Genomic DNA, 15916 nt, shown 5'->3' with positions numbered 1-15916 from the left:
TGGCTGGGGGCGTGGTGCGTCTGCAAAGGCTGCGCAGGCAGCATGAGGGGGGCAAAAGTGGGTAAATGCGTCCAAATAAGGCTCTTGATCGAGCCATAGACGCTCGCCACGTACATCGGCGATGCCATTCGTGCGCATGTCGGCGCGCTTGGCGTGATACGCAACGGGCATGATCGGCGCTGTGAGCGTCGAAAAACTCTCAGCCTCTGAGAGGCCAGTTCGACGGATGGCAGACCACATCCCGTCAGGTAGGGGTTTACGATAGGTTTGACGGCTTTGTCTTGTTCAGACTAGTGGTCCGTCCTTGCTGGAACAGCGGGTCTCCGAGGGAATGGGCACAGTGGCGGCTCTTCCACCCAACCTTCAAGGAGACGCTCATGACGACAAACCCCGAGTTCTGGCGCGACATTCCCGCGATTGCCGATGTATTCAAACCGGATGCCAAGCCGGAGGTGTACACGGCCAACGCTGCCACGGACGACATGCGCTACTACGTGCCGCTGAGCGAGACGGTTTTCACGCGCCCGTTGTGGATTTCCCCCAGTGCGAACAAGTGGGCTGACGTGCTCCGTGCCGACAAGCCTGGCCTGGTGAACCGCCACTACCACCCCCACGAGGTGTTCGCCTACACCATCTCCGGCAAGTGGGGTTACCTGGAGCACGACTGGATCGCGACGGCGGGTGACTTTGTCTACGAAACGCCTGGTGAGGGGCACACCCTGGTGTCCTACGAGCACCCGGAACCGATGCGCGCCTTCTTCATCGTCACCGGCCCGCTGATCTGGCTGGATGAGCAGGGTGGGGCGGCCGGCTATTTCGATGTGCACGATTACATCAAACTCTGCCGCGACCACTACGAAAAGGTCGGCATTGGCGCCGGTTACGTCGACACGCTGTTCCGCTGAGCACCATGAGGGCACTGCGTTGGCACGGACCGAAGGATCTTCGGTTGGTGGATCTGGTGGAAGGCGTGTTGCAGCCCGGCGAGGTTCGCATCCGCGTCGCGCACTGCGGCATCTGCGGGAGCGACCTGCATGAGTACGTCGATGGCCCGCACGCCATTCCGGTCAAATGTCCCCATCCGATTTCCGGTCGCACGGCGCCACTGACCCTGGGCCATGAGTTCTCGGGCACGGTGGTCGAGTCGGCCGACCCCGGCGTGCGCGTTGGGGCACGGGTCACGGTCGAGCCCGAGTACCGGTGTGGCCAGTGTCTGCATTGCCGCCAAGGCCACTACAACCGCTGCCTGTCGATGGGCTTTGTCGGCCTGATGGGTGATGGCGCCATGGCCGAGAGCGTGGCCGTTCCTTCTTACATGGTGCATGCACTGCCCGACGAGGTTCGCCTCGATCAGGCCGCCGCGCTGGAGCCGGCCGCCGTGGCCTTGCACTCGGTGCGCATGAGCGGGCTGCGGGCGGGTGATGCGTGCGTGGTGTTCGGCATGGGGCCGGTCGGACTGCTCACGGTCGCCATGCTGCGGCAATGTGGTGCCGGCGAGATCGTTGCGGTGGACGTGAATGCCAGCCGCCTGGCCATCGCTGGTGAGCTGGGCGTGACCCGATTGGTTGACGCCTCCCAGGAGGACAGCGCCAGCGCCGTCTTCGCATCGACCGGCGGGCGCGGGGCCGACATCGCCTTCGAGGTGGCAGGCACCCAGAGAACGCTGGACGCATCGCTGGCAAGTCTTCGAAAAGGCGGCGAGGCGGTGCTCGTGGGACTCATGGGCAAGGCACAGATTGATGTGTTCGACATCGTCAATCGCGAGATTCGAATCACCTCCAGCGTGGGATACCGGGACGTGTACCCGACGCTCATTGGGTGGACCGCCAAGGGGTTGGTGGACCCCTCCGTCATCGTCACGCGAAAGGTGGCGCTGGACCATGCGGTGAAGGATGGCTTCGATGCCCTGTTGACCGACAAGAGCCAGGTCAAGGTTCTGGTTTCGCCCAACGGGAAGGACGCATGATGACCTTTTCGCCGGGACTGATGGATGGGCAACGAGCCGTGGTGGTCGGAGGGACCTCGGGCATCGGTGCTGCCACTGCGCTGCGGCTCGCTCACTTCGGTGCCGAGGTTCTGGCGCTGGGCCTGAACGCCTCGGGTGAACATGCACCGGTCCATGAACGGATTGAGTCGCGCGAGTTCGACGTCACCGACGACGCCCACGTTCGCGCGGTGTTGTCGCAAGAGGCGTCGGTCCACGTGCTCGTCAACTGTGCCGGCATCAGCCGCGACCGGGAGGAGTACGAGCTGGAGGTGTTCGAGCACGTGCTCAACGTCAACCTGACGTCGATCATGCGCGTGTGCTCGGCCACGATTCCCGCGCTGATCCGCGCCCGCGGGTCGATCATCAATGTCGCTTCCATGTTCAGCACCTTCGGCAGCGCCGATCGCCCCGCTTACGCGGCCAGCAAGGGCGGTGTGGTGCAGCTGACCAAGTCGCTGGCCCAGTCGTATGCCGCAGCCAAGGTCCGCGTCAATGCCGTGGCCCCGGGCTGGATCGCAACCCCGTTGTCCGACAACCTGCGGCGCGATCAGGCGGCCAGCCAGAAGATCGTTGACCGCATTCCGCTCGGCGATTGGGGCGAGCCCGTCGACATTGCCGACACCATCGTTTTCCTCGCATCGCCCGCTGCGCGATACATCACCGGAGTCACTGTTCCCGTTGACGGCGGATACCTGACCGTCTGATTTTCGGGGTGCATCCGCACCCACTTTCAAACCAAGGAGACAACATGAAACTGCCCTCTGCCAATCGCCGCCTCGTTCTTCAGGGGGCTGCCGCGTCCGCCGCAGCCCTGAGCCTTCCTCAGCTGGCCTTTGGCCAGGAGCGTCCCATCAAGCTGGGCTTTGTCAGTCCGTTGACGGGGCCGTATGCGCTGTTCGGTGAGACCGACCAGTACATGGTCGAGAAGGTGCGCAAGCTCCTTGCTTCGGGCATCACCACGGGGGGCAAGACCTACCCGGTCGAGGTCCTGGTTCGTGACAGCCAGTCCAACCCCAACAAGGCGGCCGAACTGGCGGGCAACCTGATCCTCAAGGACAAGGTGCAGCTGATGCTTCCCTCCTGCACATCGGAAACCATCAATCCGGTGGCCGATCAGTGCGAACTCAATGGCGTTCCCTGCCTGTCCACGGTGCAGCCCTGGCAGAGCTACTTCTTCTCGCGCGGCGGCAAGCCGGAGAAGCCCTTCGAGTGGACCTACCACTTCTTCTGGGGTCTGGAAGACATCATCGCCGGCTTCGTCGGTATGTGGAACTCGGTGCAGACCAACAAGAAGATCGGCTTCCTCTTCGAGCGAAGCACCGACGGTGAAGCATGGGGCAGCAAGGAATTCGGCTTCCCGCCCGCGGTGACCAAGGAGGGCTACACCTTCGTCACTCCGCCCTATTTCCAGCCGCTGTCGTCCGACTTCTCGGCCCAGATCGCCGAGTTCAAGCGGGCCGGCGTGGAGATCGTCGCGGGCATCGCGCTGCCCCAGGATCTGAAGACCTTCCTCGCGCAGGCGCGCCAGCAGGGCTTCAGGCCCAAGGTGGTCACCGTTGGCAAGGGCCTGCTGTTCCCGTCCGCCGTCGAGGCCATGGGCGACCTGGGCCTGGGCACGAGCACCGAGGTGTGGTGGACCCCAACCTTCCCCTTCAAGTCTTCACTGACCGGCGAGACCAGCCAGAAGATCGCGGCCGACTACGAGGCCGCGGCCAAGAAGCAATGGACCCAGCCGCTGGGCTATTCGCACGCGCTCTGGGAAGTCGCCATCGACGTGCTCAAACGTTCGGGCAAGCCGCACGATCCGGTGGCGATTCGCGACGCGATCCGCGCAACCGACCTGACGACAGTGGTCGGCCCGGTCAACTGGAAGAAGGGCCCGGTCGCGAACGTGGGCAAGACACCGGTGCTGGGTGGTCAGTGGGTGAAAGGCAGCAAGTTCAAGTACGACCTGTCCATCGTCGACAACACCACGGCCAAGGTGGTGCCGGTGGCATCCAAGCTGAAAATGCTGTGAGCGAAGCGCTGTTGATTGCCCGGGGTCTGCACAAGGCCTACGGGGCCAATCTGGTGACCTCGGACCTGAGCTTCGAGGTTCATCAGGGCGAAACGCTGGCGATCCTCGGGCCCAACGGCGCAGGCAAGACCACGCTCTTCAACCTCATCAGTGGCGACGTGGCCTGCGACAAGGGAACACTGCACTTCGATGGACGTCTGCTGCAACGCGAACGTCCCTTCGAGCGGTGCCAACTGGGGATTGGTCGCACCTACCAGATTCCCAGGCCCTATGTGGGCATGTCGGTGTTCGAGAACCTGCTCGTGGCAGCCATGTTTGGTGGACGCATGAATGAGCAGGCGGCTGGAAGCTTCTGTGCGGATGTGCTGGAGCAGTGCGGACTGATGGCCAAGGCCAATGTGCTCGCAGGCGAGCTGTCGCTCCTGGACCGCAAGCGGCTGGAACTGGCGCGTGCGCTGGCCAGCCGGCCCAAGTTGCTGCTGCTCGACGAGATCGCCGGGGGTCTCACAGATGAAGAGGCGGACAAGCTCGTGCAGCTGGTGCTCGACATCAAGCGTCAAGGCGCGACCGTGGTCTGGATCGAGCACGTGCTGCGCGCGGTGATGGCGGTGGCCGACCGGGTCATGGTGCTGAATTTCGGTGCCAAGCTGACCGAGGGAACGCCGCAGGCCGTGATGGCCAACAAGGATGTTCAGCGCGTTTACATGGGGATCGAAGCATGATCGGACAACCTCTTTTGGTGACGCAAGGTCTGACCGCTCGCTATGGCGACTTCCAGGCCCTGTTCGGCATCGATTTCGAGATCGACAAGGGCGAAGTGGTGGCGCTCATTGGCGCCAACGGCGCGGGCAAGACCACCTTTCTCAAAGCCATCATGGGCCTGGTGCGCACGGGTGACAACATGATCCGCTTCGACGGCGTGCCGACCTCCGGGCTGGCGCCGCACCAGATCGTCAAGAAGGGCATCGCCATGGTGCCCGAGGGGCGGCGGCTGTTTGCCGGCATGTCGGTCGAAGACAACCTGCTGGTCGCCCGCGACCACGGGCGCCGGTTGCCGGAAGGCGGGCGGGGCTGGACCATCAACCGGGTGCACGACCTGTTCCCCATCCTGCGCGACAAGCGCCATGTCCCGGTGGAGTCGCTCTCCGGCGGTCAGCAGCAGATGGTGTCCATCGGGCGCGCGCTTCTGTGCCAGCCCCGGTTGCTGTTGTGCGACGAAATCTCGCTGGGGCTCTCGCCCCTGGTCATTCGCGAGATCTACGCGGCGTTGCCGACCATCGCCGCCGAAGGTACCGCCGCCCTGATCGTGGAGCAGGACGTTGGCCTGGCGCAGTCGGCGTCGTCTCGCCTCTATTGCCTGCTGGAAGGCAGGGTCACTTTGCACCGCCGGTCAGCAGACGTTGATCGCGCGGAAATCACCAAGGCCTATTTTGGAGCTTCTGAGCATGCAATGGCTTGACGCAACGATCCAGGGCATTCTCCTGGGTGGCATGTACGCCCAGTATGCGCTGGGCATGTCACTGATGTTTGGTGTGATGCGCATCGTCAACACCGCCCATGGCGACCTTCTGATTCTGCTGTCCTTCGTGGCCATCAGCCTGTCTGCTTTTCTTCAGATCGGACCCTATCCCACCATGCTCGCGCTGGTGCCGCTGGCCGCAGCAGCGGGGTATCTGCTGCAGCGGTTTGTCCTGAATCGGGCCGTTGGCAACGACCCCTTGCCGTCGCTCATCGCCACCTTCGGGCTGTCGATCACGATCCAGAACGCCTTGCTGGCCATCTTCACGGCCGATCCGAGGTCGCTTCCAGGCAACGGGCTGGAATACGACAGCATCTCGCTCGGGCCCCTCTTTGTCGGTGTGTTGCCAGTGCACATCTTCGTCGCAGCGGTGCTGTTGACCGGAGCGGTTCACCTGCTGTTGCGCCGGACATCGTTCGGTCGGGCGCTGCGGGCTGCTGCAGCCGATACGGACGCCGCTTCCATCACGGGCGTCAATCCTCGCCATGTGTATGCGGGCGCCACGGCCTTGGCGGTGGGCGTGTTGGGGGTGGCGGCGGTGTTCCAGGCCCTCCGGGTCACCGTGTCGCCGGCCGATGGCCCAGGCCAACTCATCTACGCCTTCGAGGCCGTGATCATCGGTGGCATGGGGTCTTTGTGGGGCGCTTTCCTGGGCGCGATGCTGCTCGGGGTGGCGCAGGCGATCGGTGGTCGCATCGATCCAGGCTGGGGCGCGCTGGCGGGTCACCTGGTGTTCCTCGTGGTGCTGGCTGTCCGGCCCCAGGGCCTGTTGAGCGGAGGTGCCCGATGAACCGCGCAGTGGAAGTCCGTCACCACCTGGTGTCGCGACAAACGAACGGCGGAAGGCTGGCCCTCTCGCTGGCGGGGGCCGCCCTGCTGCTGATGGTCAGCATGCCGTGGTGGGCCGATGCCGGGCTGACCCGTTCCGTGGTGGAGTTCAGCTGCTACCTGGCGCTGGCCGCCATGTGGAACCTGCTGGCGGGTTACGCCGGCATGGTGTCCATTGGCCAGCAGGCTTTCCTGGGTGTCGCGGCGTACGGCCTGTTCGCATTGGCCGGTCACTTTGACGTGGATCCGTTCCTGGCCGCAGGGCTCTGCCTGGTCGTGCCCGTCCTGCTCGCGGTGCCGACCTATCTGCTGCTGCGTCGACTGGAGGGGCCGTATTTCGCGATCGGTACCTGGGTGATCGCCGAGGTGTGTCGCCTCGTGATCTCCAACACGGAGTGGCTGGGCAGCAGTTCGGGCATGACGCTTCGGGCGATGCAGCAGTACAGCCTCGAACAGCGCCAGATGGGCGTGGTCTGGATGGCCGCCATCATGCTGTTGCTGACGGTGGGCGGCAGCTACTGGCTGCTGCGCTCGCGGTTTGGTCTGGCGCTGACGGCCATGCGCGACAACGCGGTCTCGGCCACCAGCCAGGGCGTGGATGTGGAGCGTTTGCGCTTTCTGGTCTTCCTGGCCGCGGCCATCGGGACGGGACTCGTCGGAGCGGTCTACTACCTCAGTGCACTGCGGCTGTCACCGAACGCAGGCTTTGACCCGAACTGGATCGCGATCGCCATCTTCATCGTGATGGTGGGCGGGATCGGCACGCTGGAAGGGCCTCTGCTCGGCGCGGTGGTGTATTTCACGGCCGACCGGCTGTTCTCGGACTACGGCGTGACCTACATGATCGCCTTGGGTCTGCTCACCCTCGTCGTTGCCCTCTACGCCAGGGGAGGGCTTTGGAGCATCACTGGAGGGCGCCTGGGATGGCATTGGTTCCCGACCCGCTGGTGGCTCCGGTCGGGGCGCTGACGCCAGCCTCCTGACCGTCTTCCAGCGCAGAACGCGTCATTCCACGCCTGGTGCCCTGCTTCACGGGGACCCGGTATATCGAAGGAGACAGCTGATGGATCAAGGGTATCTGCATGGTTCGCGTCGAGTGGACCTGTTGTCAGTGGCGTGCGCGCTTGGCCTTGTGCTGGCCGCGGTTGTGAGTCCCGCTGCGGCGCAGGATCGCAACGCACCGCTTCGGTTTGGCTCGGTGAACACGCTGTCCGGGCCGGTGCAGTGGCCCCAGTCGAGCGAAACGGTCCAGGCGTACTTCGAGTCGATCAACGCCAATGGAGGCATCCGGGGACGCCGCCTGGAGTTGATGGTGGAGGACGACAAAGGGGATCCGGCGGAGGCAGCTCGAGCCGCACGGCGCCTGATCGACAAACAAGGCGTTCTGGCGATGGTGGGCAGCGCCAGCATCGTTGACTGCGCCAGCAACGCCGAGCTCTATCAACGTTCTCGTGTGGTGTCGCTCCAGGGCACTGGCATCGAACCGGAGTGCTTCACCTCCAGCCATGTGGTTCCGGTCAACACGGGGCCGTATCTGTCGGCACGCAATGGTCTGCAGTTTGCGCGCGATGTGTTCAAGGCCGCCAGGCCGTGCGCCGTGTTGCTGGACATCCCCGGAACCCGGGCGGCCTACGACGCGGTGATCAGTGGCTGGAGCCGAGAGCAGGGCGTCCAACTGGTCATGGTGGAGCGCTACGGACCGGGCACGGACATGAAGGCTTTGGTCAAACAGGCGCAGGCCAGTCGATGCGATGCGGTGGTGCACACCGGCGTCGAACCCCACGTGCTGGAATGGCTGGGTGCCGTTCAGCAATTGGGTGTGCTCGCGCAGGTTCCCGCCATTTTCCTCACGCCCGCCTACACCGAGCGCGTCGCCGCGGAGTTGAAGAACAGCAAGTTGAATGTGTATGCCATGGCCGAGTTCGAGCCGTGGTCCAGCCGGTCGCTGTCCCTGATGGACTGGCGGGCTCTCTTGCAACGCGCGAAGTTGCCGACCTCTTCGTTTTCGCAGGGAGGCTACGTGTCCGCCCAGGTACTCGTCCGGGCGCTTCGCTCCATCGATGGAGAGATCACGCGTGAGAGCGTGAGTGCTGCGCTGCGGTCTGTCGAACGCATGGAACTGGCCATGCTGGGTGTCCCGTTCAGCATCGGCGCGCAAAACCGGCACAACCCGAATCGGGCAACGCTGCCCATGAAGCTGGACCAAGGTGTCTGGCGAATCGCCAGCGCCTTCTGGGTGGTGGCGCCGTAACCATCAAAAGGATCTGTCCCGTGTCGCACACCGGATGGTCCTGAGTCAGCAGCCAGCTGATTTTTCGCTTTTTTGCTGTCATAGAGCACCGACGGATGCCGTGCTCAGGGGGGTCTATCCATGACGGGGCTTTGGGATTTGATGTGGAGTTGACCCGGTTTCGTGGACACACCATTCTTTGTGTTCAAGGAGTCGCAAATGCCCAAAGCACGAACCGTCCACCGACGTGGGTCCACTCCAGCCGGCCCATGTCCGCTGCAGCGGACTCAGCGACCAACCAACATCATTCGGTGCTGCGAGGGCGTCAGGCCGTAATGGCTCTTGAACTCCCGCGCGAAATGCGATTGGGTGGAGAAGCCGCACCCCAGGGCAATCTCCGAGATGGACCGCGTCATCAGTGCCGGATCCACCAGCTGTCGGTGCGCCATTTCAAGGCGCTCGCGCCAGATCCACTGCGTCACGCTGCACTGATGTACTTCAAAGACACGGTTCAGATGGCGCACGGACATCGCCACATGCTTGGCCACGACTTCGGCGTCGAGCAAGGGGTCGGCGATGTGTTCTGCGATGAATTGCTCGGCCTTGAGCAGCCTCAGCGCCGCGACCTCTTCGCCGCTGAGTTTTTCATGGGACTGCGACTGACAGATCAGGCGCAACCGGGCACACACATCGTCGGCCACCGAGGGCGCCTTCTCTGAAAGCGGGTCCGCCAGGAATCCAAGCAGCGTTTCGCGAACCGGCTGGGTGAGCATCTTGCCGGCGCGCAGATGACCATCCACCTTGATCAAAGATTCGTTGGCCAGAGCGCTCGCACTTTCAAACAGGTCCGAAGGACTGATGTCGACCATCAGCAGCCGCATCGGTCGCGTGAAGCCGAACAGGTAGGGTTTGACCGAGTTGTAGACGATGAGGTCGCCACTGTGCACCATCGTGCACCGACCCGACTGGAAGAAGAAGGCCTCTCCATCCATCAACAGGCAAGCGAGCAATGCGTGCTTCGGGTGGCGCTGCACCTGCGGCATTGACCGCTCCACCACGTGCTCGTTGCCCACGATGTCGGCAATCCGGAAGGCGCCCAGGTCGAAGTTGCGCTGACGGGCATCCAGCCCTGCCTCGGCGTAGGACGTGCAGCGAATGCCGACCAGCTCGGACGCTGTGTAGTCCTCCCAGTACTTCAGCCGTTCGTGGGCGGGGGCGAGCGCGGTCGCCCCCTCCTTCATCGACACGTACTGTTTGGATTCGGTGACTTTGGCTTGCATCGCTGGCTGTGTTTCTCGAGTCACGCTGTACACAGGTGGGACAGTGTGGGGATGTTAGCAACGTCAGGACGTTCGGTCTCGACGGGCCAACAAGGGTTATCCCTGGTCATCACCCAAGCTTCACTGCTTTCCGGCAATAAACCGCGCCGCCCTTTCCGCGATCATCATCGTGGGGGCGTTGGTGTTGCCAGACACCAGGGTCGGCATCACCGACGCGTCGGCCACCCTCAAGCTCTGCGTTCCGTGAACGCGCAGCTGCTGATCGACCACCGCCATGCGGTCGGAAGCAGCTCCCATCTTGGCGGTACCGACCGGATGGAAGACGGTTTTTGCGGTCTGGCGCACAAAGTCCCTGAGCTCGTTCTCACTCTTCTCGATCCCGGGCTGTGGCAGCACTTGGCGTGTGACCAGCTTGGCCAGCGCAGGCGCCTCCAGGATCTCAATGCCCTTTCGAACGCCTCGGACGAGCACATCCAGGTCTTCCTCGTTCTCGAAAGCACCGGCGTCGAACAAGGCCGGGTCCTGCGCCTTGGCCGAGCGCAGGCGCACCGAGCCTCGCGACTTGGGTCGCAGGAAACAGGGGCCAATGGAGAGACCATGTTCGTGCACGGGGTCGCGGTCGGCCCAGCCCACCATGAAGGGCAGTACGTGGAACTGAATGTCGGGAATGCCAGCGTTCGAGACGTCTGCGAAACCACCGCACTCCACCACATTGGAGGTGAGCAGGCCACTTCGGAACAGCATGTACTGCGCCATGTGCCGGACCGCCTTGAGTCCCTTGTCTTCACCGAAAAAGGAGATGGGATCCCGTGTCGCACCCTGCACCGTGCTTTCCAGGTGGTCCTGGTAGTTCTGGCCGACGCCGGGAAGATCCGACACCACCGGAATGCCGAACGACTTCAGGTGCTCGGCATCCCCGACGCCGGAAAGCTGCAACAGCCGGGGCGTCTCGACCGCTCCCGCGCACAGGATGACCTCGGCACTGGCCTTGATGGACACACCGCTTTCCAGCGCGACGCCCACCGCGCGGGTGCCCTCGAACAGCACCCGGGCCACCCGGGTCTCGGTCATGACCTTGAGGTTGGGGCGGCCCTCGGCCTTGCGCAGGAAGGCCTCGGCGGCCGACCAGCGCCGCCCGTTGTGGGTGGTGGTCTGGTAGAAGCCCACGCCCTCCTGGCTGGCGCCGTTGAAATCCGGGTTGTGGGGCAGGCCCCGTTGCTGCGCTGCGCGAATGAAGGCGCGGCACAACGGGTGGTGAAAGCCCGTCTCTGACACGTGCAGCTCACCCTCGGTGCCGTGATAGCCATCAGCAAGCTCCATGTTGTTCTCCAGCGCCTTGAACACGGGCAGAACATCCGCATAGCTCCAGCCCGGATTGCCGGCGGCGGCCCAGCCGTCGTAGTCCTGCGCCTGGCCTCGGACGTAGAGCATGGCGTTGATCGACGAACCACCGCCGATCACTTTCCCCTGAATGACGATGGAGGGGCGGCCATTCACCCGCGGTGAGGGTTCACCCACGTAGGCCACGATGTCCTGACCCTTCTCGATCACCTTGAAGAAGGTGGCCGGGATCTTGATAAAACGGTCGTCGTCGCGGCGACCGCTCTCGATCAGCAGCACCCGCTTGCTGGCGTTCTCGCTCAGGCGCGAGGCCATCACGCAGCCCGAGGTGCCACCACCCACCACGATGTAGTCAAACTGTTCCATGGCCGCGCCCTCAGCTGAACATCACTTGAATGTCGGTGTACTCGGCCAGGCCTTCCTCGCCGAACTCCACCCCACACCCCGAGGACTTGACGCCGCCAAACGGCGCGTTTGGCTGGATGGCGCCGTGCTTGTTGATCCACACGGACCCGCACTCCATCCGGCTGGCCACCTGCCTGGCCTTCTCCACATCGCGCGACCACACCGACCCGCCCAATCCGTTCGGGCTGTCGTTGGCCTGGCGGATGGCGTCTTCCACATTGCTGTACTTGATGATGGGCAGGGCCGGTCCGAACTGCTCTTCGGTCACCAGCGGGTCGTCGTGCGAGAGGTCGGCAATGAGCGTGGGCGGGAAGAACAGCCCTTCACCCGGCTCACCACCCAGCAGCACCCGACCCTTCTGCTTGGCGGCGTCCACCAGGCGCTGGACCTTGTCAAACTGCATGCGGTTGTTGATAGGACCCAGGACCGACGCTTCTTCGGTGCCCGGTCCCACCGGAATGGCCCTGGCATAGTCGGCCAGCGCTGCGCAGACCCCGTCGTACACGCTTTCGTGCACATACAGGCGCTTCATCGCGGCGCAGGTCTGGCCGTTGTTGATGAAGGCGCCCCAGAACAGCCCCTCGGCAATGGCCTTCGGGTCGACGTCGGGCAACACGATGCCCGCGTCGTTGCCGCCCAGTTCCAGCGTGAGCCGCTTGACCGTGTCGGCGGCCGTTGCCATGACCTTCTTGCCGGTGTTGATCGAGCCGGTGAAGACGATCTTGCGAATGCCCGGGTGGGCGGACATCGCCGCGCCGATGTTGGACGTCCGGTCGTCGGAGCAGACGGAATTGACCACCCCGGGCGGCAGCACCTGGTTCATCAGCTCCACCAGCCGCAGCGTGGACAGCGGCGCATAGGGCGAAGGCTTGACCACCACCGTGTTGCCGCTGCGCACGGCCGGCAGGATGTGCCAGACAGCGATCATCACCGGCCAGTTCCAGGGCGTGATCGAGCCCACCACGCCCATGGGCTTGCGGTGCAGTTCCACCCGGCCCTGCTCGTTGTCCTGCAGCACCTTGACGGGCAGCGACAGGCTGGCGGTGTGCGCGGCCCAGGCCTGCGCGCCGCCGATTTCAAACCGTGAGCCGATGCCGTTGAGCGGCTTGCCCTGCTCGCGCGTCAACAGCTGTGCCAACTCTTCGGCGTGTTCGCCGATCTTGGCCGCAATGTCCTGGCACGCCTGGACCCGAACCGCGTCGCTGGTCTGCGACCAGGTCGTGAACGCGACCTGAGCCGCTGCGACAGCGAGATCCAGATGGTCTTTTGAGCTGTTGGGCGCAAGGCCCACGGTGTCCCCGGTGGCCGGGTTTTTAACGTCGAACTGGTCGGCCGCGCTCACCGGCTGGCCGTTGATGGTCATGGAAAAGTCAGACATGTGTTTTGAAGTTTGTGGGTGCGATTGATACAGGCGGACGGATCGTAGGTCCGCGCCTTCGCAACCACTTGGGCTACAGCGACACGCCCCTTGGACTCCAACGACAAGAGGGCCAAACCCTTGGGTTATCCCGAATAGCGTTTTCCCGCACTGGTGCGCACCATGAGTGCCCCATGCTCACCACACTCGCTGCATCCACACTTCCAGTCGACCAGTTTCGCACCGATCTCATCGCTGTTTGCGGCGCCTACCAGGTGCTGCCCGGCGCCAACCGGTCGGTGATGCGCGGCGCTGTGGCCCATGAAGCGCGCGGGGGATTTGAGTTCGCCCACGTGGCGAAAGACGCACAGTGCATCCGGCGTGATCGCAGTGACATCGCGCGGGACAGTGCGGAACACTGCTTCCTCATCGTTCAGGAGGAAGGCCGCGCACTGATGAGTCAGCGCGATTCGGTCAGCATGCTGCGCCCCGGCGACATGGTGCTGATCGACAGCACCGAACCCTCGGAGTTCACCTTCTTCGGCAGCTACAGCCGGCAGCTGTCCGTCCACCTGCCGCGCGCAGAGCTGCAGAGCAGGTTTGGCGACGCCTTGCGCGGCGGCCTGTACATGCCCCGCACCGACCACACCACCCTGGCCATCATCGCCGTGCTGGCCAAGGCCTTTCAGACCCAGCACAACCCCAGGCAGTCCAGTTACCTGGGAGAGGCCATGTACGGTCTGCTGGGGTCGATGCTGTTTGCCAGCGGCCAGCCGTCCCGGCTCATCGACGCGGATGTGGGCCATGCCCGCCTGCTGGAACGCGCGGTGGCCTACATTGATGCCAACCACACCGATGGCGAGCTGACGATTCCGCGCATGGCGCTCGACCTCAAGGTGTCCAGCAGGCAACTGCAGCGCGCCTTCGCGACCCTGGACACCACACCAACGGAATACCTGCTGCAAAAACGCCTGGCCAGCGCCTGCCAAGCCCTCAAGCAGCTGCGCGCGACCAACGGCAAGACGCTGATTTCCACCATTGCCTACAGCGTCGGCTTCAACGACCTGTCCTACTTCAACCGCATCTTCAGGGCGACCTTCAACTGCACGCCGGGCCAGTACACCGGCGATGGCCCCGATCTGCAGTGGCCCCGTCTCACTGCCCGCTGAGCGTTTTGGCAGCGCCAGCGCCATCCACAAACGCTTTCTCGAATGGGAGAGGGTCGTTTGGTTGACGCTGTTGGAACGCTGGCTTGGAGGCGTGCGACGACATGCAGGGCATCGCCTGGCGATGGCAAAGCATCGATGGTGGTTCGTGTTCCGGGCTCTGGAATTCAGGCCTTGGTCGACGGGTTCACCTCTCGATGTGATGCATCAGGCACCGCGCAGCGTGCCCTGCATGGCACTCTTGCCCATCATGCCGGCGCTGGCCTGGCCTGAAAGTTCCTTGCCCTGCACCTGGACTTCGATCTTCAGCTTCATCTTGAAGGGCTTGGTCAGTTCCGAGCCCCAGGTCATGGTGCTGCCGTTGATCTTTCCGTCGCGCACCGGCAGGTCGGCGCCGCTCTTGAGGTCTTTCATGGTGCCGGTCCAGGTGCCGCCGCCTGCTCGGCGCACCACGAGTTCGTAGGGCACTTTGCCGATCGGGGTGGCGATGACGCAGTCCCAGACTTCATCGCTTGAGGCTGCGGCTGCAGCAGGCGCAGCCCCCGGGACCGGCGCTGTGGCGGTAGGCGCAGTGGTAGCCGCCGGTGCGGTAGCGGCCTGGCTGGCATCCAGCCCGAGCAGTTCGCGCTTGTTCTCCCTCAACCACTCGCGCAGGCTGATCGGCTTGCGGCCGAGGGTGCGCTCCATGAAGTCGTTCAGCGCCCAGACTTCCTCGTTGTCCTGTTCCATCTGGAAGAAGTCCCAGAGCTTGGGGAAGATCGTGCCATACGAATCCATGTACTCGCTGATGACGGCCTCCTTGCTGCCCTCGAAGGTGATCTTCTCGCCCCAGACCTGCGTCATCAGGTCCGCGATCTGGGCGTAGTTCAGCAGATCCTGGCCATTGTTCAGGGTGTGGAACTGGCCAATGTGCCGGTGGTTGTCCGACAGCAGGATGCGCCCGGCCGCTTCGGCGATGTCGCGCTTGTCCATGTGAGGCACCTTGCGGTTGTGCCAGATGAGCTTGCGCTCGCGGATCAGGCCGGCCTTCATGGTCAGCAGGTTCTCGGTGAAGCTCGCGCCGAAGTTGAAGTAGGTCACCGGCAGGCCGCTCTCGTCGAGCAGGCGCTTGGCGATGCGGTCGCCGGCGATGAAATCGCGCATGTCTTCGGGCACGCGGTGTTCGTTGGCCTCGGGCTGCATGCCCAGGCCGGCGCGGATGATGTGGACGGCGCAGTGGGCCTTCTTCACCGCAGCGATGAGGTTGCTCATCGCGGTCTGCTCGTCCTTGGGCAGCGTGGTGTTGACGAACAGGCCTTCCATGCCCTGCACCGCCACTTCGAGGGTCGGCAGGTCGTAGTAGTCGGCCTGCACGACGTCGACACCGGGGAAGTCGCGGCGCAGGGCTTCGCAGCCCTCTTCACGGCTGCTGGCCAGGCGCAGCCGGATCTGCGGGGCTTCGCGTTGAAGAAAGCGCGCCAGCGGGCCGCCGAGGGTGCCGGATGCACCGAAGATCAGGATGCTGCGGGGAATGGGTTTGCGGTTGTAGGGGACAGACATGACGTTGCTCGCTTGATCAGATGGGGTTTCTTGGTAGGAGGGGAGGAAGGCGACCTAGGCATCCAGCGACCGCAGCATGCGCCGCAGGATCTTGCCGGTGGAGGTTTTGGGCAGGTCGGCGACGACCTGGTAGGCGCGCGGGACCTTGTAGGCGGCCATGCGGTTGCGGCAGTGCGCGTCCAGCGCTGCGATATCGAGCGTGGCGCCCTGTTTGGGCACGATGTAAGCCTTGGCCAGCTCGCCCTTG

Annotated in this window: 14 protein-coding genes and 2 pseudogenes; 11 read left to right on the top strand and 5 right to left on the bottom strand. The window is 64.0% G+C overall.

The features are described 5' to 3' along the window. The first annotated feature begins 377 nt into the window (after positions 1-377). The 9 genes from Q7J58_RS12325 (at position 378) to Q7J58_RS12285 (ending at position 8602) form a co-directional block, all read left to right on the top strand. Positions 378-905, top strand: coding sequence for a 2,4'-dihydroxyacetophenone dioxygenase family protein (locus Q7J58_RS12325; protein WP_304828251.1), 528 nt, complete (start codon positions 378-380; stop codon positions 903-905). A gap of 5 nt (positions 906-910) precedes the next feature. Next, a complete protein-coding gene (locus tag Q7J58_RS12320; protein ID WP_304828248.1) occupies positions 911-1966 on the top strand; it encodes a 2,3-butanediol dehydrogenase in 1056 nt (351 codons plus the stop codon). Continuing rightward, positions 1966-2691, top strand: a complete 726-nt coding sequence (locus tag Q7J58_RS12315) for an SDR family NAD(P)-dependent oxidoreductase (RefSeq protein ID WP_304828246.1) — start codon at positions 1966-1968, stop codon at positions 2689-2691. The genes Q7J58_RS12320 and Q7J58_RS12315 overlap by 1 nt, the downstream gene beginning before the upstream one ends. Before the next feature lie 44 nt (positions 2692-2735). Further along, the gene (locus Q7J58_RS12310; RefSeq protein WP_304828243.1) at positions 2736-4004 is read left to right on the top strand and encodes an ABC transporter substrate-binding protein; all 1269 of its coding nucleotides are present in this window, start codon (positions 2736-2738) and stop codon (positions 4002-4004) included. Next, complete coding sequence (locus tag Q7J58_RS12305) at positions 4001-4726, top strand: ABC transporter ATP-binding protein (protein WP_304828240.1); 726 nt, start codon at positions 4001-4003, stop codon at positions 4724-4726. The genes Q7J58_RS12310 and Q7J58_RS12305 overlap by 4 nt, the downstream gene beginning before the upstream one ends. Then, complete coding sequence (locus Q7J58_RS12300; protein WP_304828237.1) at positions 4723-5463, top strand: ABC transporter ATP-binding protein; 741 nt, start codon at positions 4723-4725, stop codon at positions 5461-5463. Before Q7J58_RS12305 ends, Q7J58_RS12300 begins: the two co-directional genes overlap by 4 nt. Further along, on the top strand, positions 5450-6313 hold the full coding sequence (locus tag Q7J58_RS12295; protein WP_304828234.1) for a branched-chain amino acid ABC transporter permease: 864 nt from the start codon (positions 5450-5452) through the stop codon (positions 6311-6313). Before Q7J58_RS12300 ends, Q7J58_RS12295 begins: the two co-directional genes overlap by 14 nt. After that, positions 6310-7320 (top strand): branched-chain amino acid ABC transporter permease, encoded by a 1011-nt coding sequence (locus Q7J58_RS12290; protein ID WP_304828231.1) that lies wholly within the window; start codon positions 6310-6312, stop codon positions 7318-7320. Before Q7J58_RS12295 ends, Q7J58_RS12290 begins: the two co-directional genes overlap by 4 nt. A 94-nt stretch (positions 7321-7414) precedes the next feature. Then, entirely contained in the window at positions 7415-8602 is a 1188-nt protein-coding gene (locus tag Q7J58_RS12285) for an ABC transporter substrate-binding protein (RefSeq protein WP_304828228.1), read from the top strand. Between the two features lie 266 nt (positions 8603-8868). On the opposite strand, the gene Q7J58_RS12280 is transcribed toward Q7J58_RS12285, so the two are convergent. The 3 genes from Q7J58_RS12280 to Q7J58_RS12270 form a co-directional block, all read right to left on the bottom strand. Next, the gene (locus Q7J58_RS12280) at positions 8869-9861 is read right to left on the bottom strand and encodes an AraC family transcriptional regulator (RefSeq protein WP_304828225.1); all 993 of its coding nucleotides are present in this window, start codon (positions 9859-9861) and stop codon (positions 8869-8871) included. 120 nt (positions 9862-9981) lie between these two features. Next, positions 9982-11568, bottom strand: coding sequence for a GMC family oxidoreductase N-terminal domain-containing protein (locus Q7J58_RS12275; RefSeq protein ID WP_304828222.1), 1587 nt, complete (start codon positions 11566-11568; stop codon positions 9982-9984). Positions 11569-11578: 10 nt separating this feature from the next. Continuing rightward, positions 11579-12985, bottom strand: a complete 1407-nt coding sequence (locus tag Q7J58_RS12270; protein ID WP_304828218.1) for an aldehyde dehydrogenase family protein — start codon at positions 12983-12985, stop codon at positions 11579-11581. A gap of 173 nt (positions 12986-13158) precedes the next feature. Here Q7J58_RS12270 and Q7J58_RS12265 point away from each other — a divergent pair, with 173 nt between their 5' ends. Continuing rightward, on the top strand, positions 13159-14133 hold the full coding sequence (locus Q7J58_RS12265) for a helix-turn-helix domain-containing protein (RefSeq protein WP_336623493.1): 975 nt from the start codon (positions 13159-13161) through the stop codon (positions 14131-14133). Then, positions 14120-14273, top strand: a pseudogene (locus Q7J58_RS12260) (IS5/IS1182 family transposase); the annotation flags it as partial. The gene Q7J58_RS12265 and the pseudogene Q7J58_RS12260, both read left to right, overlap by 14 nt. Before the next feature lie 64 nt (positions 14274-14337). Here Q7J58_RS12260 and Q7J58_RS12255 read toward each other — a convergent pair. Continuing rightward, positions 14338-15669, bottom strand: coding sequence for an NmrA family NAD(P)-binding protein (locus tag Q7J58_RS12255; RefSeq protein WP_304828215.1), 1332 nt, complete (start codon positions 15667-15669; stop codon positions 14338-14340). Between the two features lie 54 nt (positions 15670-15723). After that, positions 15724-15916: pseudogene (locus Q7J58_RS12250) on the bottom strand (acyl-CoA synthase); the annotation flags it as partial.

Source organism: Hydrogenophaga sp. (genome assembly GCF_030656115.1).
GTDB lineage: Bacteria > Pseudomonadota > Gammaproteobacteria > Burkholderiales > Burkholderiaceae_C > Hydrogenophaga.
The sequence above is the reverse complement of the archived record's forward strand: the minus strand, read 5'-3'. Positions and strand labels throughout refer to the sequence as shown.